The 19,425-nt window shown below is 64.3% G+C and carries 15 protein-coding genes; 9 read left to right on the top strand and 6 right to left on the bottom strand.

Annotation, left to right across the window (positions count from 1 at the left end; translation table 11 throughout):
• Positions 1-887 precede the first annotated feature (887 nt).
• The 4 genes from KY501_RS51970 to KY501_RS51955 all read left to right on the top strand — a co-directional run bounded on the left by KY501_RS51970 (position 888) and on the right by KY501_RS51955 (position 7,192).
• Positions 888-1,547: a hypothetical protein gene (locus tag KY501_RS51970; RefSeq protein ID WP_224373047.1), complete on the top strand. Its 660-nt coding sequence runs from the start codon at positions 888-890 to the stop codon at positions 1,545-1,547.
• Between the two features lie 264 nt (positions 1,548-1,811).
• Positions 1,812-3,311 (top strand): serine/threonine protein kinase, encoded by a 1,500-nt coding sequence (locus KY501_RS51965; RefSeq protein WP_224373046.1) that lies wholly within the window; start codon positions 1,812-1,814, stop codon positions 3,309-3,311.
• Positions 3,312-3,508: 197 nt separating this feature from the next.
• Positions 3,509-4,531: a DoxX-related protein gene (locus KY501_RS51960; protein WP_224373045.1), complete on the top strand. Its 1,023-nt coding sequence runs from the start codon at positions 3,509-3,511 to the stop codon at positions 4,529-4,531.
• A gap of 252 nt (positions 4,532-4,783) precedes the next feature.
• Positions 4,784-7,192, top strand: a complete 2,409-nt coding sequence (locus KY501_RS51955) for an arylsulfatase (protein ID WP_224373044.1) — start codon at positions 4,784-4,786, stop codon at positions 7,190-7,192.
• Positions 7,193-7,276: 84 nt separating this feature from the next.
• On the opposite strand, the gene KY501_RS51950 is transcribed toward KY501_RS51955, so the two are convergent.
• Complete coding sequence (locus tag KY501_RS51950; RefSeq protein ID WP_224373043.1) at positions 7,277-7,921, bottom strand: glutathione S-transferase family protein; 645 nt, start codon at positions 7,919-7,921, stop codon at positions 7,277-7,279.
• Between the two features lie 321 nt (positions 7,922-8,242).
• Here KY501_RS51950 and KY501_RS51945 point away from each other — a divergent pair, with 321 nt between their 5' ends.
• Genes KY501_RS51945 through KY501_RS51935 form a run of 3 tightly spaced genes read left to right on the top strand, consistent with a single transcriptional unit; the run spans position 8,243 to position 11,970 of the window.
• A complete protein-coding gene (locus KY501_RS51945; protein WP_309243070.1) occupies positions 8,243-10,501 on the top strand; it encodes a family 2 encapsulin nanocompartment cargo protein terpene cyclase in 2,259 nt (752 codons plus the stop codon).
• Complete coding sequence (locus KY501_RS51940) at positions 10,498-11,304, top strand: SDR family NAD(P)-dependent oxidoreductase (protein ID WP_224373042.1); 807 nt, start codon at positions 10,498-10,500, stop codon at positions 11,302-11,304. The genes KY501_RS51945 and KY501_RS51940 overlap by 4 nt, the downstream gene beginning before the upstream one ends.
• Positions 11,305-11,337: 33 nt before the next feature.
• Positions 11,338-11,970 carry a DUF1801 domain-containing protein gene (locus KY501_RS51935; RefSeq protein ID WP_224373041.1) on the top strand — a complete coding sequence of 211 codons (633 nt, stop codon included), beginning with the start codon at positions 11,338-11,340 and terminating at the stop codon, positions 11,968-11,970.
• 1 nt (position 11,971) lies between these two features.
• On the opposite strand, the gene KY501_RS51930 is transcribed toward KY501_RS51935, so the two are convergent.
• The 5 genes from KY501_RS51930 to KY501_RS51910 form a co-directional block, all read right to left on the bottom strand.
• Complete coding sequence (locus KY501_RS51930) at positions 11,972-12,217, bottom strand: hypothetical protein (RefSeq protein ID WP_224373040.1); 246 nt, start codon at positions 12,215-12,217, stop codon at positions 11,972-11,974.
• Positions 12,214-12,906, bottom strand: coding sequence for a TetR/AcrR family transcriptional regulator (locus tag KY501_RS51925; protein ID WP_224373039.1), 693 nt, complete (start codon positions 12,904-12,906; stop codon positions 12,214-12,216). Before KY501_RS51925 ends, KY501_RS51930 begins: the two co-directional genes overlap by 4 nt.
• A gap of 36 nt (positions 12,907-12,942) precedes the next feature.
• Complete coding sequence (locus KY501_RS51920) at positions 12,943-13,863, bottom strand: SDR family NAD(P)-dependent oxidoreductase (protein ID WP_224373038.1); 921 nt, start codon at positions 13,861-13,863, stop codon at positions 12,943-12,945.
• Positions 13,864-14,009: 146 nt separating this feature from the next.
• Complete coding sequence (locus KY501_RS51915) at positions 14,010-15,707, bottom strand: DUF3616 domain-containing protein (protein ID WP_224373037.1); 1,698 nt, start codon at positions 15,705-15,707, stop codon at positions 14,010-14,012.
• Positions 15,708-15,875: 168 nt separating this feature from the next.
• Complete coding sequence (locus KY501_RS51910) at positions 15,876-16,439, bottom strand: hypothetical protein (protein ID WP_224373036.1); 564 nt, start codon at positions 16,437-16,439, stop codon at positions 15,876-15,878.
• Positions 16,440-17,020: 581 nt separating this feature from the next.
• Between KY501_RS51910 and KY501_RS51905 the strand changes: the two genes are divergently transcribed.
• Both KY501_RS51905 and KY501_RS51900 read left to right on the top strand, forming a co-directional pair.
• Positions 17,021-18,358: a glycosyl hydrolase family 18 protein gene (locus KY501_RS51905; protein WP_224373035.1), complete on the top strand. Its 1,338-nt coding sequence runs from the start codon at positions 17,021-17,023 to the stop codon at positions 18,356-18,358.
• Between the two features lie 61 nt (positions 18,359-18,419).
• The gene (locus KY501_RS51900) at positions 18,420-19,412 is read left to right on the top strand and encodes an aldo/keto reductase (RefSeq protein ID WP_224373034.1); all 993 of its coding nucleotides are present in this window, start codon (positions 18,420-18,422) and stop codon (positions 19,410-19,412) included.
• Positions 19,413-19,425 lie beyond the last annotated feature (13 nt).

The following is a 19,425-nucleotide window of genomic DNA, read 5'->3' as shown; positions in this document are numbered from 1 at the left end:
TAAGTCCGCTCTCAAGCGCTTGGTACTTCGCCGCGATGACTTCCTCCAGGTCCATGCCTACATTGATGGGCACGATCTCGGGCACCCGCAAACTGAAACTTTATTCCTGCGCGGCTCCTTAGAACGCTCCTCGTCCACGGGGGACAAGCCCAGTACTCCCCCTCGCCAATAGAAGGACCTGGATTCTCGCCTGCTCCAGCGCCGCGTGCTGTCGGGGCGTCGGCATCTGATCGTTGCGCAGTGCCTCAAGCGCCTCGCGGACAAGTCCCTCATGCGCTATGGGCCCCACGATGGCGCGCAAACGCCCAGTCATCAGCTCCACTGTGCCATTCTGAAAGGTGCGCGCCACGCGGGCGCGCAGAATCTCAAGTCGGTCCTCTCGTGCCATGCTCCACTCCAATATCACCCCTCCACTCTACGCAAAGAGGGGCGGGATGGCGGCCTGCCGAGAAGGCGTGCCGGTGCCGAGCGTCAGGGTCGCCCTCTCAGCATAGATGACTCAAGGGCCAGGGGATTGGGGCCTCTCGGCAGTGGATGAGAGCCCCCTTCACGGGAAGACCTCCAGTTGGGCAGAGCACCGGGCCGAGTATGGCCTCGCCCATGGTCCCGGAACCTGAGCCCCAGTGCCCACCAGTGGGCACCCACTGCTCACGCCCTTTCACCATTGCGCGCCCCTACGTCAGTCTCTGATCGTGGACTGTGAGTCTCTATTGCTGGACTCCTGGCGCTTCGCGCGTGGAGGGGTGCTCGCTCGCAAAGCCTTGTCTTTCCTGGACTGAGGACAGTGGCCCGCCGCCTGCAAATCCCCCCGCCGTCACTCGATGACAGGGCTGAGCCGGGCGGTCCGGACCAACTCGTAAACCTCCATTCCGAAAGGAAAACAAGTCGTGTCTTCTAGCAATACCTCGATCACCAATCCCTACAAGGGCCTCAACCGCGAGCAGGTGCTCGCCACCATGATGGAGCTCCTCAAGGACGAGACTCGCAACCACCTCCGCATGGGGCTGCTCTACATCTACGTGGTGGACAGTAGCCTCCTGGAGGGCACTCCGTACAAGAACGCCGTCGACTTCATCTGCGGCAACATCCAGGAGGTGTCGCGCACCGCCCTGGTCCTGTACGGCGCCGTGGCACGCGCCTTCAACGAGGCCGTGTGCACCCAGTTCGGCATGACTCGCCTCCAGCTCCTGCTCACCTACAAGAAGGTGGCCAAGATCGAGGTGAACAGCGACACCCCCGGCGACACTCCCATCCTGGTCCCGGACTCGAACGGCCAGACAACTCCCAAGCCGTTCTCCGCCTGCTCCGTGGACGAGCTGCGCAAGGCCTTGGCCCACCAGCGCTCGACCACCCCGAGCCAGCCGATTCCCGAGGCAGACCGGGCGCTCTATGACGGCTACCTCCAGGCGATCATGAGCCGCTTCCCCAAGGGCTCTTCGGTCCGCGTGCAGATGCGCACCCACGAGGGCAAGACGCTGATCGACTTCCAGGGCATCCCCCTGGCGGAGGTGCCCACGCTCTCCGAGGCGTTGATCTCCCAGCTCTAGCCTCGGCGCAAGCTGACCGAAGAGGAACTGACGTCGGAGACGATGTAGACATGCCCTGTCGGTGAAGGCCCCGCCCACCCTGGTACGCCAGGGGGCGGGGCTTTTTACCAAGACAGTCATGAGGAGATGCCCCAGTGCCCACCAGTGGGCATTCAGTGGTCACGCTGACTTGAGCCGAGGGCAACGTGCGGCAGGCGTGCTGAGGACCTCTGAGGTAGGGTGACGCAATCGGGTGCGGTCATGGCCCCTCGTCGGAGAACGCCCATGGGCTCGAAGCGATCCTTGCGGGAAGTGGACCCGCTCAGCCTCCCACCGGGAATGCAGCTCGGTCCCTGGCGCATCCTCGCCTGGACGGGCCGCGGCGCTTACGGCACCCTCTACCGCGTCCACCGCATCGGACACGAAGAGGCAGGCCCCTTCGCCCTCAAACTGGCCGTGTCTCCCGAGGATGACCGCTTCGAGCGCGAGGCATGGCTCCTCTCTCGCATCCAAAGCCCATATGTGCCCGGGTTCCACGATCAGGGCGTGTGGAAACACCCCTCCGGAGCCTTCCCCTACCTCGTCATGGACTGGATCGACGGCGAGCCCCTGTACGAGTGGGCCGCGCGTCGCAACCCTTCCTCCGCCCAGTGCGCGGGGATGCTGGCGCACGTGGCTCGGGCCCTCCAGGCCGCCCATGCCGTCGGCGGCCTGCACCGGGACGTCAAGGGCGCCAATGTCCTGGTGCGCCCTGCCGATGGCCGCGTCTTCCTCACCGACTTTGGCGCGGGGGACTATCGGGGTGCCACCACCCTCACCTCGAAGCTGCTGCCCCCAGGCACTCCCGCCTATCGCAGCCCCGAGGCCTGGGGCTTCCTCTATCTGTTCCGCCGTCACCCCACCGTCCACTACCCCGCCAGCGCTTGCGATGATCTGTTCGCCCTGGGGGTCATGGCCTACCGCCTGGTCACGGACGAGTACCCGCCTTCCACCCATCCTCAGGAGTACGGTGCCGAGGTGTGGCGAGAGGGAGGCAACGGCCCTCAGCCTCCCCGGGCGCTCAACCCTCACGTGAGCCCGGCACTGGATTCGCTCATCCTTCGCCTGCTGTCCGTGCTCCCCGATGGCCGCTTCGACGGCGATGCACGCGAAGCAGCCGAGGCGTTGGTGCAAGCTTCCGCAGACTCAGCTCGTGCAGCACACGAACCCCTGTTCGACTGGGGGCTCGGGCACCGCCTGCGCTTGCGGAGCCCGGAGGTGGTCCGTCGCGCCGCGCAAGAGGACGCGTCCGCGAGCCAACAGCCCAAGCCACCGGCGTCGAAAAAGCAGTTTGCGGCTCAGGCCGAGCTCACGCCTCTTCGAGTGCGCCCACCCGGATGGACCATGGAGTTGGGAGGCTCTCTGCTGGCGTTGCTGCTCGCAGGGCTCAGCGTGGCGTTGTTCCACCATGATCCGGACGAGCCCTCGCGCATCTCTGACAAGCAATCCCGTGAGGGCGAAGGTGTATCCGTGGGTGACGACGCCATCTCAAGACCTGTCCCGATGCAGGCTCCCACGCCGACGGAGACCACACAGAAAAAGCTCGCCCTGCCTGTGCCCGATGAGCCCCTGGAGGGCCAGCGTAAACCCCCTTGCGACAGGTTTGGCGAGATGACCATCAAGGGAGGGTGTTGGTTCCTCCTCAATGCGCGGCCTCCCTGCAAGGACGACGCATACGAGTGGAAAGGCGCTTGCTACACGGCCGCTTACCCTCCCCACCGCCGCCCCACCTCTACCCCACCGTGAGCCAGGGATCCCTTCCGGGCGTGGTCTGAGCCAGTGGGTATGCCTGTCATACCAGTTCGGTTCATGGCTGCCGCCCGCAGGGCTGCCCCGCCAAGCTGATAGGTTCTCTTTTCAAACAGGCTTTTGATGGCGCGGTTGAGCCAGCCGGTCATGGAGGCTACCGTGATCATGTCCAGGCCAATCAGGGGGGCTCGTTCATGGCCTACGTCATCACGCCACTTGTTCTGTTCGGGCTCGTGGTGTTCGTCCTGAGTTCCGCAACGAAGCCGGACAAGCGCTCCGAGCGATTCCGCAAAGTCCTCACGTGGCTGGAGGATGCAAGTCCGGTGCTGATCGCTCTCGTCTGGATCATCTATGGCGTCGCGCACTTCGCGAGTCCGGGCAGTGCCGGTAAACAAATGCCCGAATACCTGGGCTCCTCTCGTGACTTCATGTTCGCGGCCTCGGGCGCTCTGGAGATTGCGCTGGGGGTGCTCACACTCTCTGCACGCTGGCGCAAGATGGCTCTCCTGGGTCAGCTCGTCTTGCTGGTCGCCTTGGTGCCGTTCGTAGCCTTCCTGCTGACGGATACCGCAGCGATCCAGGATCTGCTCGGAACGATGCTGCCCGCCTGGCTCTCGCGAACCGTCGTTGTCCTCCACAATCTGTTGCTTTTTCTTTGGATTCACTGGCTCTACGAAAGCACCTCGCAGACACCGCGCGCTGTACAGCCCAAGGAACCCTGGCGCCTCTCGCCCGTTCTCATCGTGGCCGTGGTCATGCTCCTGGCCAACATCGCAGGCTTCGCCGTGATCGCCATAGCTCCCTGGCATCACTCCGTGTCCTCGCTCTGGGCCATGGCCTGCCTGTCCACCGGCGCGCTCATAGGCTTCATCTTCGGAGTGCCCAGATACCTGAAGAGGAAGCAGGGCGTCGAGAAGGCCGCGCGTTACGTGCCGAACACGAACATCGAGAAGCTGTCGGACTGGCTGACGAAGATCCTGATCGGAGTCGGCCTCGTCGAGTTCCACGCACTGGGAGGCATCCTGCAGCGCCTGAGCGACTTCTTCGCCAGCGGTGCGGTCGTTCGCCCGGATCAGAGCGCAAGCGTGTCCGAAGCACGGACCTTTGCCAGCGCCATCATCGTGTACTTCGTCGTCGCGGGCGTGATTCAAGGCTTTCTTCTGACCCGGATGTTCCTGACTCGAGCCTGGAACGACAACCAGCAACCCACTCCCTGATCAATGGGAGGCATGTTCATCGGGTCTGGTTCTGATCCGGATCAAGCAGCGAGCCGGACTGTGGACCGGCTGGGCCAAGGCTGAGCCCGCGCTGTGTAAGCACTAGGTCCAATATCCATGACCAGAAACTCTGAGTAGAAGTGGCCCCGCAGGCACAGTTCGGCACCTCCTCTGGCTGCTGGCGGTCCAGGCCTTTCCCCGCCATCAACCCATCTCCCTCTTTCTTGGTTGACCCATAGTCAGGAGTTATCAATGCCGTTGGATCGAGACCTTCCCAAACGCGAAATCTTGCCGATCCCCGACCGTCCCTATGTCGGCCCGACGAAGTACAATGCCGTGGACCCGCAGCCTGAATTCCCTCCTCTCTTACCGATCCGCCCGCCCGAGGGCGCCCCCAACGTCATCGTCATCCTGATCGACGATGTGGGGTTCGGTGCCTCTGAACCCTTCGGAGGGCCCATCAAGACTCCGACAGCCGAGTCGCTCGCCAAGGGGGGCCTCAAGTACACCCGTTTCCATACGTCAGCTCTGTGCAGTCCGACGCGCGCCGCCTTGCTGACTGGCCGCAACCCCCACTCCGTCGGCATGGGTTGCATCACCGAGATGGCGACCTCGGCGCCTGGCGCCACCTCGATGATCCCCAACAGCGCCGCCTCGATCGCCAAGATACTCAAGTACAACGGCTACTCGACGGCTCAGTTCGGTAAGTGCCACGAGGTGCCCACCTGGGAAACTGGCACCACGGGGCCCTTCGACCACTGGCCCACCTACATGGGGTTCGAGAAGTTCTATGGCTTCGTGGGCGGCGAAACCAACCAGTACTACCCTACCCTCTACGATGGAACGACTTACATCGAAATGCCAGAACGTGGGGACTACCACCTGACCACGGATCTCGCCAATCAGGCCATCAAGTGGATTGAGACTCAGAAGTCCCTTGCTCCGGACAAGCCCTTCTTCATGTATTTCGCTCCAGGCGCGACCCATGCCCCCCACCAGGTCCCGGAAGAGTGGAGTAACAACTACAGAGGGGAATTCGACGCCGGCTGGGACGAGCTGCGCAAGGCCACGTTCGAGCGCCAAAAAGAGCTAGGCGTCATCCCGCAGGACGCGAAACTGACAACTCCCCACGAAGATGACATTCTGCCCTGGAAAGACATGCCGGCCGAGGTCCAAGATTCCCTGAAGCGCGAGATGGAAATCTACGCCGGCTTCCTCGAACATACCGACCACCAGATCGGCAGGGTGATCGAGACGCTCAAGACTCTCAAGATCTTCGAGAACACGCTCATCTTCTACATCCTCGGCGACAACGGAGCTTCCGCCGAAGGCACGTTCCTTGGCACCTTCAACGAGATGATCGGCTTCAACGGCATCGAGATGTCGGAGCAGGAACAGATCGATATCATCAATAATCACATCGAAGAGTTCGGCACCAAGAAAGCGTATAATCACTATGCCATCGGCTGGGCCCAGGCCATGTGCACGCCGTATAAGTGGACCAAGCAAGTCGCCAGCCACTTCGGAGGCACTCGCAACGGCATGATTGTCCATTGGCCAAAGGGCATCAAGGTGGCCGCCGGCAGGCGAGACCAGTTCGCTTACGTGACCGATGTGCTTCCGACGGTCCTCGAAGCCATCGGGCTGCCGGAGCCGTTGAGCGTCGACGGAGTGCTGCAGAAACCCATCGAGGGTTTGAGCTTCTTCTACACGTTCAATGAAGACAAGGCGGCTGATCGCCACAGGACCCAGTACTTCGAGATGTTTGGCAATCGTGGCATCTACCATGAAGGCTGGACTGCCGTCACCCTCCACTCGAAGCCCTGGCAGATGTACAACCTACCGGACTACGCAGAGGATAAGTGGGAGCTCTACTACACGTATGACGCCAATCCGGAAGACACAGGCTCGGACAAGCCTCAGGTGGACTGGACCCAGGCAACAGACCTCTCCCAAGTCTACCCAGACAAGCTAGCGGAGCTGAAGAACCTCTTTCAGATCGAGGCGGCCCGTTACAACGTCTTCCCCCTCGACGACCGAAAGATAGAGCGCCTGCCCCCGCCCCAGGACCCGTCCCGCAAGCAAAGGTATGTCGACGGGAGTTTCGTTGCCGACCCGGTCGTGATCGACACCTTCAACCGCTCTTTCAATATCACCGCACAGATCACCGTGCCAGCCGATCTATCTGGGCCCGTGAACGGCGTGATCCTCGCCCGTGGCAACGATTTTGGCGGCTTTGGCCTCTATGCCAAAAATGGAATCCTCACTTACGTCTACAACTACCTGGGGCTCGAGATCACCACCATCCCTCAGGCGAACGTGAATTCGCGGCTGCCGTCGGGCACGTACCAGGTCCGCATGGAGTTCACGTACGAAGGCGGTGAGGAGACCGGCCAGGGCGGCACGGTGAAACTCTTCCGAAAAGACGGGGAGAGCGACGTCCAAATCGGCCTGGGCAAACTCGAAAAGACGAATCCGGTGATCTTCAACGTGGACGCCTTCCTGATGGTCGGCAACAAGACTGGCGGCCCCTTGTGCCCGGACCTCGAAGGGAACAACCGCTTCACCGGCACGGTGGACTGGGCGGAGATCGAGGTCACGGGACTCCCCGGCATCAAGAGCCCGGAACATCGCGTGCACGCGCTGATGGCGATCGAGTAACCAACCATACACATCGGTGGCGCTCACCTGCCTTGCGCTCGTACCAGCCCGTCTCGTCCCGTCTGGGCCACCTCATGTCGTGGTTCAGCCGGGGATCGGCGGCAGCGCGGGCGCGTTCAACCCTTCGAACGGGTCGGCCCAGGCCGGCACGGCCTGCAGCCGCGCATGCCAGGCCGCCAGTGCGGGGTAGTCGACCAGCGGCAGTCGGGCCACGTCGTTGTAGGGCAGGAAGACGGCCATGCGGAAGTCGGCATAGGACAGGCCGCTGGCCAGCAGCCAGTCTTGCCGGCTCAGATGGGCGTCGAGGATGGCGCTCGTCTCGTGGAAACGCTCGATGCCGCGCGCGACGAGGGCCTCGTCCAGCGCGCCGAGGGCGTAGCGCTGCTTGGTGCCGCGCTCGAAGTGCACCATGTCGCAGGCGTGCATGAAGTTGTCGCGGCTCCAGCTGAGCCAGCGGATCATGTCCGGCAGTTCTGGCCCGCTGCGCCAGAACTCCGAACCGACGAGCTGCGAAAGCCGACAGGCGATGGCGTCGGCCTCCCACAGCGAGCCGCTGGCCTCGGCCAGGATGGGCAGGCGCAGCGACGGGTTCAGCGGCCGGAACTTCTCGGCCTGCCCCGGCGCCAGCGGCGCGGCAAACTCGTAGGTAACAGGCGCAGCGAGGTATTTCGCCACCGCGACGGCGAGGCGCGGGTTGGGGTTGCGGGAGAAGTAGAGGATGGGCGTCATCGGCGTGGGCTCTCGGCGTCGGGGGCAGCGGTGAGCCACGATAAGCGATGGCTGAGGCGTTCGAGCGGGCATATAGGTCGCAGGCGACCTGCTCACGGCCCGGCGGGAAAAATCCGAGCGAGCCCGCTGACACGTCAACCGAGCCGCTGACATGTCAGCCGGCCCCTTTGACACGTTAGCGGCCTGAGCTCTTCGCCCTCGCGCGGGTTCTGAACGCCTGTTTCCGCCTCCTTGCGAGTCTTGTGGCCCGCGGCGGGCGCTGGCACAGCGGTTGCTCAGCGCACGCGCGCAGCACGCAGGCCCCATCCCAGAAGGCAATTCGTGAAAACGCAAGCCAAGCAACCTTTTCAATTGCCAGACTTCTACGTCCCCTGGCCGGCGCGCCTGAATCCCAACCTCGAAGGGGCCCGCGTGCACTCCAAGGCGTGGGCGCGGGAGCTGGGAATCATCGGCAAGCCGAAGGACGGGAGCGCCCCCGAGATCTGGGACGAGGCCCGGTTCGATGCCATGGACTACGCCCTGCTCTGCGCGTACACCCATCCCGAGGCTCCGGGCCCTGAGTTGGACCTGGTGACCGACTGGTACGTCTGGGTCTTCTACTTCGACGACCATTTCCTCGAGCTGTACAAGCGCACGAAGGATCGCGAGGGGGCGAAGAAGTACCTCGACAGGTTGCCCGCGTTCATGCCGGTGGACCTCTCCGTCACTCCGCCGGAGCCGACCAATCCCGTGGAGCGCGGCCTCGCGGACCTGTGGGCGCGCACGGTGCCCCATCGCTCCGAGGCCTGGCGGCGCCGGTTCTTCACGAGCACGAAGCACCTGCTCGAGGAGTCCACGTGGGAGCTGTCCAACATCAGCGTGCAACGGGTCTCGAATCCCATCGAGTACATCGAGATGCGCCGCAAGGTGGGCGGGGCGCCGTGGTCGGCGGATCTCGTGGAGCACGCCGTCTTCGCGGAGATTCCCGACCGGATCGCGGAATCCCGGCCGATGCGCGTCCTCAAGGACTCGTTCTCCGACGGCGTGCACCTGCGCAACGATCTCTTCTCCTACGAGCGAGAAATCCTGGAGGAGGGGGAACTCTCCAACTGCGTCCTGGTGATGGAGAAGTTCCTCAAAGTCGATACCCAGCGCGCCGCCAACCTGACCAACGATCTCCTGACGTCGCGGCTCCATCAGTTCGAGAACACGACGCTGACGGAGCTGCCCTCGCTCTTCGCGGAGTTCGGCGTGAACCCAGTGGAGCAGGCGCACGTCCTCACGTACATCCGCGGGCTTCAGGACTGGCAGTCCGGCGGCCACGAATGGCACATGCGGTCGAGCCGCTACATGAACAAGGGCACCCGGAACGAGGGGCCGCTCCCGCTCGCGCCCACGGGTCTGGGGACCTCGGCGGCGCGCCTCCGCGTGTCGCCCGATTCCCTGGGGTTGAAGCGGTTCAAGAGCTTCGCCCACGTGCCCTACACACCCGTGGGCCCGGTGAAGCTGCCCAAGTTCTACATGCCGTACAACACGGGTGTGAACTCGCACCTGGACGCCGCGCGGAAGCACTCCAAGGACTGGGCACGCCAGATGGGGTTGCTGGACCCGCTGCCGGGCCTTCCGGGCGTGTACATCTGGGATGATCACACGTTCGACGTCGCCGACATGGCCCTGTGCGGCGCGTTGATCCACCCGGACATGTCGGGCCCCGAACTCGACCTGACCGTCGGCTGGCTCGTCTGGGGAACCTACACCGACGACTACTTCCCCGCGTTCTACGGGCACACCCGCGACATGGCGGGGGCGAAGGTCTTCATCGCCCGGCTGGCGACGTTCCTGCCAGACGACCCCGCCACCTGCACGGCAGTCCCCATCAACCCGGTCGAGCGCGGACTGGCCGACATGTGGGCTCGCACCGCCGGGCCCCTGTCCCAGAGCGCTCGGAATCTGTTCCGCAAGGCCCTCCTGGACATGGCCGAGAGCTGGTTGTGGGAACTCGCCAATCAGCTCCAGAACCGCATCCCGGATCCGGTCGACTACGTGGAGATGCGCCGCAAGACGTTCGGCGCGGACTTCTTCATGAGCCTGTCCCTCCGGCTGTCGCAGGACGACGAGATTCCGCCGGAGATCTTCCATACGCGGCCCCTGCGCTCGCTGGAGAACTCGGCCGGGGACTACGCCTGGATGACCAACGACATCTTCTCCTACCAGAAAGAGATTGAGTTCGAGGGCGAGCTCAACAACGGCGTGCTGGTCGTCCAGCGCTTCCTCGACCTCGACAAGCCGAGGGCCGTCGAGGTCGTCAATGACTTGATGACGGCGCGGATGCAGGAGTTCGAGCACATCGTCGCCACCGAGCTGCCCGCGCTCGTGGAGGATTACCGCCTCGACGCGAAGGCCCGCGAGAAGCTGCACAGGTACGTGGAGAAGCTGCAGCAGTGGATGGGGGGAGTGCTCAAGTGGCACCTCGCGGTGGGTCGCTACAAGGAATTCGAGTTGCGCAACACCCGGAAGCGCGTGCGGGTGCCTGGGGGCCCCACGGGGCTGGGGACCTCGGCCGCGCGCATCGCGTCGCTGCTCAGTGGAGGAATTCAATGAAGCTCATCTCGACCAGCGCCATCGTCACGGGCGCCGCGCAGGGCATCGGTACTGGAATCGCATCGCGCTTGATGAGGGACGGAGCCAACGTCCTCATCTTTGGCAGGACCCAGGCGAAGGTGGAGGCAGCCGCGGAGCAGCTCAACCGCGCCGCGGAGGGAGGCGTGCGCGCCGTGCCATTCGCCGGGGACGTGTGCCGCGCGGACGACATCGCGCGAGGACTGGAGACCGCCACGCGGGAGTTTGGCGTACCGGGCATCCTCATCAACAACGCCGGGACGGCCACCCTCTGCCCCCTCATCGACATGCCCGAAGCAGACTTCGAGCATGTCCTGGATGTGAACCTGAAGGGCCCGTTCCTGTTCCTCAAGGCCTTTGCTCGGGCGCTCATCGCCGCGAAGCAACCCGGGGCCGTGGTGAACATCTCCTCGCTCAACCAGACGGCCGTCACGGACGGGCTCGCCCACTACTGTGCCTCCAAGGCCGGCCTTGCCAACCTCTCGAAAGTCGCCGCTTCGGAGCTCGGACGCTACGGCATCCGCGTCAACGTCGTGGCCCCAGGCGTCATCAGCACACCTCTCGCGGATGGGGTCGGCCTGACTCGGGGACGCATGGCGGAAGAGTTCCTCGCCCACACTCCGCTTGGGAAGAAGTGTGGAACCGCCGAGGACGTCGCCGGAGTGGTCTCGTTCCTTTGCAGCGAGGATGCCTCCTGGATCACCGGCGATACCCTCGCCGTGGACGGCGGCAACCACATCCGCGGCCTGCACAGCTACTGGGATACGCTGAACCCCTCCAAATAGGCGAGAGCCCCCCGAGCGCTCACGCGAGCGCTCATGGCATGCTGCGCCACCATGCCCGCCACCACCGTCGCCCAGTATCTCGCCTCGCTCCCCACCGACCGCCGTCAGGCCCTGGAGACAGTGCGAAGCGAAATCCTGAAGAACCTCCCAGCGGGGTACGAGGAAGGGATTCACTTCGGGATGATTGGCTATTGCATCCCGCTCACCCGCTTCCCGGACACGTACAACGGCCAGCCGCTCATGCTCGCCGCTCTCGCATCTCAGAAGCAGTACATGAGCGTGTATCTGATGAGCGTCTACGGCGACCCGAAGCTGTCCGCCTGGTTCCAGAAGGCATACGCGGCGACGGGGAAGAAGCTCGACATGGGCAAGTCGTGCGTGCGCTTCAAGTCGCTCGACGACCTGCCCGTGGAACTCGTCGGCGAAGCCATCTCCAAGGTGAGCGTTGACGAATACGTCGCCCAATATGAGCGCGTGAAGGGCTCCTCGCGCACCCGCACCGCCACGAAGAAAGCCGTGCCCCAGAAGGCGGCCTCCCAGAAGACTCCGGCCAAGAAGGCCACCACCCGGGTTCCCGCGAAGAAGCTGACGGCCAGGAAGGCGCCGTCGAAAGGAAAGTCTCCGGCGAGGAAGCCAACGGCGGGCAAGACCTCCGGCAGGAAGTAGCTCAACCGCACTGCTCAGATACGGGCTTTGGAACGCTGTCCAGCGCTCCAGTCTCGAACGGGCCAGGCTGGCCGTGGCAATCAGGGCTCGGATTCGACCTGACTGAGGGCATGCCGCGCGCGAGCGAGACGGACATCGACGTCCGCCAGAGGACCACTCCGATGAACGCAAGTGCGAGCCCCAGCCCCAGCCCCAGCAGCGCGGTCTGCCGCTCGCTCGTGTAATAGCCTTGAACGAGATCGATCATGGGTTGCCTTTCTTGCGCGGAGTGTCCCGTCGCCGCAGCGTCGCGGGGCTCGGGGTGCGAGGCGCGAGCCCCTCTTCTCCGAAGTCACGCAGCGCTTGCCAGAAGCCGCGGAAGTCTCGCGAGACGCTCTGGTGAACACCTTCGGAGAGCCGAGCGTCTCCAGGAGCGCTCGCCGCGAGCCGAAACCCCGCGACGACGACGGCAGCCAGCAGCGCGGCGCGCTGGCGGTCCTCGCCACTATTGCCTCGCTCAGCCAACGCTTCGCCGATCGCCTGCTCGAGCCGCATGTACTTGAGCTGCCGCCTCGGTTGGAGGGACGGAGTCCGCTGCACGAGCGCTTCGATGGCGAAGCTCTCTGGTGTCGCCGCGTCCTCGATAGCGCGCGCCATCGCGTGCTCGACGAGCACCGGCCACGGCTCGCCCTTCGGCCGCTGCCGCATCTCCTCCACGAGCGCGGGGATGAAGTCGTCCTGGCCGGCGAACAGCACGTCTTCCTTCGTCGGGAAATAGTCGAACAGGCTGCGACGCGACACATCCGCCGCGTCGGCGATGTCGTTCATGGTCGTCGCTTCGTAGCCGCGATCGAGAAACAGCTTCATCGCGGCGTCCACGATGCGCTGGCGCGTCTCGCGTCTTTTACGTTCCCGCCGTCCTTCAGGGACGGCGTCATCCGGGGGAGGATTCTTCATGGTTGTCGCGCTCGCTGGAGAGGTGAATCGCGAGAATCATGCGCGCCGCGTGGCGTCGCCGCTCCCGAATCTCACTCCCGTGAGTGCCGCCGCCTGGGCCCAGAGGGCATCGCGCACGCTGGAGTCCTTCGCCAACGGAGGAAGGCCGACGTCCTTCGGAGACGCACAGCGCTGCACGAAGAACGAGGGGCCGATGAGCGTCGTCGACGCAACCTCGGGCATGATCGCCGCGAACAGAACGTTCTCCGCGACGCGATCCAACGGATAGCCGATCGTGTTCGAGAGCCAGATCCCGACCGACCTCGTGGCTCCACGAGCGTGCCGCTGGAGATTTGTCGCCGCCGTGCCCGGATCGACCGCCACACTCGTGATGCCGAACTCGGCGAAGCGCCGCTGGAGTTCGACGGCGAACATGATGTCCGCGAGCTTGCTCCGCGCGTACGCCCCCATCGGCGAGTACGCCTGGTTCTCGCCCTGGAGGTCGTCAGGATCGAGCCGCGCCATCTTCCAACGGCCGACGAGCGCACTCACGGTCACGACGCGGGCCTGCCCCGCACGGAGCGCGGACAGCAGGCGGCCAGTGAGCGCGAAGTGCCCAAGGAAGTTGGTGCCCATGTGCATCTCGAAGCCATCAACCGTGCGGGCGAACTCGGGCAAGGCCATCACGCCGGCGACGTTGATCAACAAGTGGATCGGGCGCTCGTTCCACCGAGCAGCGAACGCGGAGATCGAATCGAGCGAGGCGAGATCGACCTGTTCGAATCGGAAATCCCCTCCGGTAGCGCGTAGCTCGGCGACAGCCTGCTCGCCCTTCGCCTCATCGCGGCCGAGGATCACCACCTGCGCGCCTCGTGCTCCAAGCTCACGCGCTACCTGAAACCCGATCCCGCTCGCTCCCCCGGTGACCAGGGCGATTCGCCCGTCCATCCGAGGCATGTCAGTGATTTTCCAGCCCATGAACCCGTGCTCCCTTCCAGCTGCCTGACGGCAGCCCTGGCGTGTCCCTCAAAGCAACGAGAGGGAGATTAATGCACCAAGTGCAAGTTTGCAAGAGGTGCATCAATATGGCCACTATCAGTGGAAGGGGGCTTGCGGGGGCGCGCTCAATCGACGTGAACGGTCACGTCATTGAAGTACTGGCTGGAGGTCGACACGTCCTTGCAGATCTCCCCTCCGATGAGGTGCTCCCCCATGTCGAAGAGGATCTGCACATCCTTCGTTCCGGCATGAGGGATCACTGTCTCTGGGGCGGAAGCGGACGGAGCGGTCAGATCCAGCACCTTCACGGGCGCGCTGCTCGCCTCACCGCTCCACTTCCAGAGCGCGAACGGCCCATTGCTCTCGTCACGCGGGCCGCTGAGGAGCAACACGGCGTTGTGGGCCGGGGACCAGGCCATGCCCCGAATGCCATATCCCCCCAGGTTCACCGCGATCGCCTGGCCGAACTTCGCCTTGCTCCCTCCCACCACGGCGTCCGGGTTGGTCAACGTCACCATCAGCGCGCTGGATCCGATTTGTGGATTGCGGAAGCCCAGCACCAGCGAGCCAGAGGGCAGTGCCGCCATCCCCTCGATGTTAGTCCCCTTCTCCTTCGGGGCCAGCTCGGCCACCGTGGATTCCGACAGCCGCGAGCGCTCGTTCAGGAGCGAGATGACCGAGCTGTCCGTGCTGAGCCAGTTGGACGCATCCAGCATGTCCTTCAGCAGGTTCGAGTACGTTCCCGCGACCTGGAGCGAAGCGGAGGGCACCGTCCCCGAGACATCGATGGCGAAGAACTTGTAGCGGGAGGTCTGCAGTTCGCCGTCCTTGTTCCGCGCGTGAGAGGTCGTCACGTAGATGCGGTTGCCCACGCGAGCGGCGTCCTCGAAGTCCGCCTCGTCCGAGGACGAGAGACCCAGCGCGCTGCTCAAGTCCTTGCTCTGCACGGAGGAGGCAGTACTGCCCTGGGTGTAGATGCGCGCAGCCTGCGACTCATCGTCGAAGTTCAGGAAGTGGGTATCGTCGATCACCACTCCGCCTGAACCGTCACAGGTGCTCTTGTAGGTCCCCGCGGGGGGAACAGGCGTGGTTCCGCCATCCGAACCGCCCGTGCCACCATCCGTGCTGGACACCTCCCAGCTCACGGTCAGCTTGGGACGTGAGGACTTGGTCGAGTACTCACTCGACCGGATCTCCAGCCGGTTGTCATTGTCCTTGTTGGCAATGATGACACCGTGGTTGCTGGAGGGAGTCGTCACCCACTTCTGCACCGCTGCGAGCCCCTGGGCATTCAACGTGACGGTATACGTCCCGGTGGCCGAGGCCTTGATGAAGCCCAGCGAGGCCGTGTTCCGGTCGCCCGCGCCGTCCGCGCCGTTGGAGGCCCAGTCGGTGCTGCTGTCCGCCTCCTTCCAGGTGACCTGGCTCTCGGTCCATTCACGCGTCAGTTCGTAGAAGTCGTAGCTCTGGTCCGCCTTGTCGGACACCGTGACGACGATCGAAGCGGAGCGGACGATGGCATTCGCCGGGATGCTCGACACATCCCACTTCAAGAGGATGTAGTTCTCGTTGCCGCTGCCCGCGGGTGTATCGCCACTCGCGGAGATGCTGGTGTCGCTGCCATGGTTGGTGTCGGAGTTCTCTTCCTCGATCATCGCATCGCGCGTGCCCGCGTAGCTCGAAGAAGGCGATACCCCATCCTGGAAGGACGTGGTCTGCGTGCCCGTCGCTCCCTGTACACCGAGGGAGTAGCCGGCCTGCTCGCCACTTGCGTCAAAATGGTCCTGTCCACATCCCACGACGAGTGCGAAGCACGCAGCCACTGCCCACCTGACAGAGATCCACCGGCACATGTTTTCCTCCCACCTGAAAGCGTGGGACTCGTTATCCCGCTCGGTGCATCGGCGGAGTCACGATTCGGTGGAATCCCGGTAAACTTCCGGTGCTCCTCCAGAGCAGACATCCATTCCAGAGGAGCACCCCAGCAAGGGTCAGTTCCTGACGATGTTCAAACGGGCATTGCCATACTCGCCAGCGTAGCCTTCAATGATGATCAGCAATACCGAGCCCCTGATCAGTCCCGAAAGGTTGACTCTCGACTGCAAACCACTTCCTGCATCATCGTTGCAGCCCATGATCTCCGAAGTGGCCTTGAAGTTGCGGATCTGAAGCACGGTGTCGAAGTCCGAGCCGCTGGTGGTGAAGCTGTAGGAGCCCGTTGCAGGAACCGTCCACACGTAGGCGATGTCTCGCGACGACCCGCCGTTACAATTGACCGACCACTGGTTGGAAGCAGTGGAGATGCCGCCGTAGGTCGCGACAGGCGAGCCTACAAGACTGCCCAGGTCTCCGATGACTCCCTGTGCAGACACGACTCTGGGGTCCGCGATTTCGGACGCGCTCGGATCGATGGTGTCAGACGTCTCGGGTTTCGTCGACGCAGGCACTTCTGACGTAGCGCCCTCCGGTGACTCACCTTCGGTCGCGGGGCCACACGCTCCCAGGAAAAAAGCGCAAGTGACCACACAGACAACAGCTGTCCCAAAACTCTTCATGTTTCACCTCGTGATTGGTTTTCTCAGCTCGAGGTGGGTCCTTCATTCACAAAGCATCTGCCGCTCAGCGCTTTGTGGGACCCACTCTCAACATAAAGGGTCCCTGAGGCGGCGAATTATGCATTTTCTGTCGAGTTCCCCTCATGAGAGCCTCCTCGAGTAGCGAGCGAGCTGGCCTGACTCAGGTCCCCTGGGCGAAGACTGCGGTTTATCGTCCGTTCAAGAACTGGGCGTAGGATCCCCCGCATGACCGCTCGCAGGTCTCCAGCCCCCGCTCCTGAGCGCGCAGGCCGCCCTGGACCTGGCTCCACGATCCCGACTCCCACCCACATCCTCGAAGCAGGCTTGTCGATTCCTGCAACCCGATCCGAGCGCTTCCTGCCTCTCTAGCCGTGAAGTCGATTTTCCCGTTCTTCCGGCAAAGGCAGGGATTCATGCTTCGTCATAAACATTCAATGCCGTTCCTCCGCGCTGCATCCGCTGCTCTGTTCCTCTCCAGTGCATGTGCTCCCGCTGACAGCTCGCCTGAAGGACAAGAAGGTCCTCCGCAGGCCGCCTCCAGTGCGCTTCAGACCGCTGGCGTGAGCTTCAAGACGGTGCTCGGCAGCCGCTTCATCGGTGCCCAGAACAACGGCGGCGGCGCGGTCATCGCCACGGCCACCGTCGCCCAGGCCTGGGAGCAGTTCACGATCGATGACATCAACGGCGGATCGCTCGAGAGCGGCGATCAGATCTTCATCATCGCGGGCACCGGGCAGTACTTCCAGGCCGCCAACGGCGGCGGCTCCACGCTGAACGCCGCCAGCGCGAATCGCCAAGGCTGGGAGACGTTCCGCATCGTCAAGGAGAGCGGCAGCGGCGCGATCGCCAATGGCGACATCGTCGGGCTCCAGACCGTCACCACCGGCAACTGGGTGTCCGCGGAGAACGGCGGCGGCGGCACGGTGTTCGCCTATGGCGCCGCGCTCGGCCCTTGGGAGCGGCTGACGATTTCCGGCCTGGGCTCGACGACTCCCCCACCCACGCAGCCGCAGACACGCGTCGTGGGCTATCTGCCCAACTGGTACGGCTCCTACGCGAGCTGGGCCACCAAGGTCGACTTCTCCAAGCTCACCCACGTGTACCTGGCCTTCGCCCTCGGCGATTCCAACGGCAACCTCCAGCTGGCGTCCAGCAGTGACATCGCCACGCTCGTGAACGCCGCCCACGCCAAGGGCGTGAAGGTGTTCCCCTCGCTCTGCGGCGGCGGCGGAGACGGGCAGATCGTTCCCTTCTACCAGCCGGACAAGGTCGACGCGTTCGTCGACCGCATCATCAACTTCGTCGTCGCGAACAACATGGACGGCATCGACGTGGACGTGGAGGCGCCCGACCGCATGGGGGCCACCTATGACACGTTCATCGCCAAGCTGATCGCGAAGGCTCGGCCGCGCGGGCTCCCCGTCACCGCCGCCGTCTCGCAGTGGATGCAGTACGGCATGTCCGATACCACCCTGCGCTCGTTCGACTTCATCACCATCATGTCCTACGACAACACGGGCACCTGGACCGGCCCTGGCGATCACTCGAGCTATTCGCAGGCCGTGACCGCGCTCAACTACTACGCGGCCAAGGGCGTGGCCGCGAACAAGATGGTGCTCGGTGTTCCCTTCTACGGGTACTGCTGGGGTAACTGCGGCGGCGTGAGCAGCAAGTACGTGCTCTACAAGGACATCCTCGCCAACTACCCGAGCGCCTCGGGCTCGGACTGGATCAACGCCAACGGCGCCCAGTACTCGTACAACGGCCTGCCGACGATCCGCTCCAAGGCGACCCTGTCCAAGCAGTACGGCGGAATCATGATCTGGGAGCTGGCCGGAGACGTGAGCACCACCAGCGACCAGTCCCTGCTGCGCGCCATCGACGGCGCTTTGCACTAAGCGACAGCGGCCTCATCAATCGGGTGGCGAAGGGCAGCGACCTTCGGTACTGCTCTTCGCCATGCCCGAGACATCGAAACGCTTCGTTCCCCCCGGTCCCATGGGTTTTGGCGGTGCGCCCCTGGGCAACATGTTCGCCCGAGTCGACGACGCAACGGCCGAAGGTGCGCTGCTCGCCGCCTGGGAGACCGGTATCCGCTACTTCGACACGGCCCCCATGTACGGGGCCGGTCTGTCCGAGCACCGCTTCGGCCACGCGCTCCGCCGCTTCAAGCGGGATGACTACGTCCTGTCCACCAAGGTCGGCCGGATGCTGACTCCCGATCCCAAGGCTCCCGAGAACCTGGGGCCCTTCCTCGGCGTCCTGCCCTTCCGGGCGAGCTTCGACTACTCCGCCGACGGCACCCTCCGCTCCATCGAGCACAGCCTGCACCGCATGGCGGTGGGGCGCATCGACATCGTCTACATCCATGACCTGGCCGAGGATCACCACGGCTCGGCCTGGACCGAAGTCTTCGCCACCGCGATGAACGGCGCGGCGAAAGCGCTCACCCGTCTGCGCGACGAGGGCGTCATCCGCGCCTGGGGCCTGGGGGTGAACCGCGTCGAGGCCTGCCAGAAAGCCCTGGAGCAGTCGGACCCCGATGTGTTCCTGCTCGCCGGCCGCTACAGCCTGTTGGATCTCACCGCGCTCGACACGCTGTTCCCCGCCTGCGCCTCGCGCGGCGTGAAGGTCGTCGTGGGAGGCCCCTACAACTCCGGCTTGCTCGCGGGCGGCAACCAGTTCGAGTACGCGGATGCCCCGCCTCAGCTCGTGGCCGCGCGTGACCGGATCGCCGCGCTGTGCAAGCAACACGGGGTGGACATCAGGGCGGCGGCCCTGCAGTTCTGCGCCGCCCATCCCGTGGTGGCCTCGGTCATCCCCGGCGCCAAGAACGCCGAGCGCGTGCGCCAGAACGCGGAGCTGATGCGTCAGCCCATCCCCTCCGCATTCTGGCAGACGCTGAAGCAGGAGCGGATCCTGCCGGAGCACGCCCCAACTCCGAGCAAGTAGCCCCGCGCCCCCG

Source organism: Hyalangium versicolor (genome assembly GCF_020103695.1).
GTDB classification, from domain to species: domain Bacteria; phylum Myxococcota; class Myxococcia; order Myxococcales; family Myxococcaceae; genus Hyalangium; species Hyalangium versicolor.
This window is presented reverse-complemented; position numbering and strand designations above follow the sequence as displayed.

Bases quoted from the DNA above. Each gene is read 5' to 3' on its own strand.
- KY501_RS51965 (WP_224373046.1), top strand. From the start codon at position 1,812: ATGGGCTCGAAGCGATCCTTGCGGGAAGTGGACCCGCTCAGCCTCCCA.
- KY501_RS51960 (WP_224373045.1), top strand. From the start codon at position 3,509: ATGGCCTACGTCATCACGCCACTTGTTCTGTTCGGGCTCGTGGTGTTC.
- KY501_RS51955 (WP_224373044.1), top strand. From the start codon at position 4,784: ATGCCGTTGGATCGAGACCTTCCCAAACGCGAAATCTTGCCGATCCCC.
- KY501_RS51950 (WP_224373043.1), bottom strand. From the start codon at position 7,921: ATGACGCCCATCCTCTACTTCTCCCGCAACCCCAACCCGCGCCTCGCC.
- KY501_RS51940 (WP_224373042.1), top strand. From the start codon at position 10,498: ATGAAGCTCATCTCGACCAGCGCCATCGTCACGGGCGCCGCGCAGGGC.
- KY501_RS51935 (WP_224373041.1), top strand. From the start codon at position 11,338: ATGGCATGCTGCGCCACCATGCCCGCCACCACCGTCGCCCAGTATCTC.
- KY501_RS51930 (WP_224373040.1), bottom strand. From the start codon at position 12,217: ATGATCGATCTCGTTCAAGGCTATTACACGAGCGAGCGGCAGACCGCG.
- KY501_RS51925 (WP_224373039.1), bottom strand. From the start codon at position 12,906: ATGAAGAATCCTCCCCCGGATGACGCCGTCCCTGAAGGACGGCGGGAA.
- KY501_RS51920 (WP_224373038.1), bottom strand. From the start codon at position 13,863: ATGGGCTGGAAAATCACTGACATGCCTCGGATGGACGGGCGAATCGCC.
- KY501_RS51910 (WP_224373036.1), bottom strand. From the start codon at position 16,439: ATGAAGAGTTTTGGGACAGCTGTTGTCTGTGTGGTCACTTGCGCTTTT.
- KY501_RS51900 (WP_224373034.1), top strand. From the start codon at position 18,420: ATGCCCGAGACATCGAAACGCTTCGTTCCCCCCGGTCCCATGGGTTTT.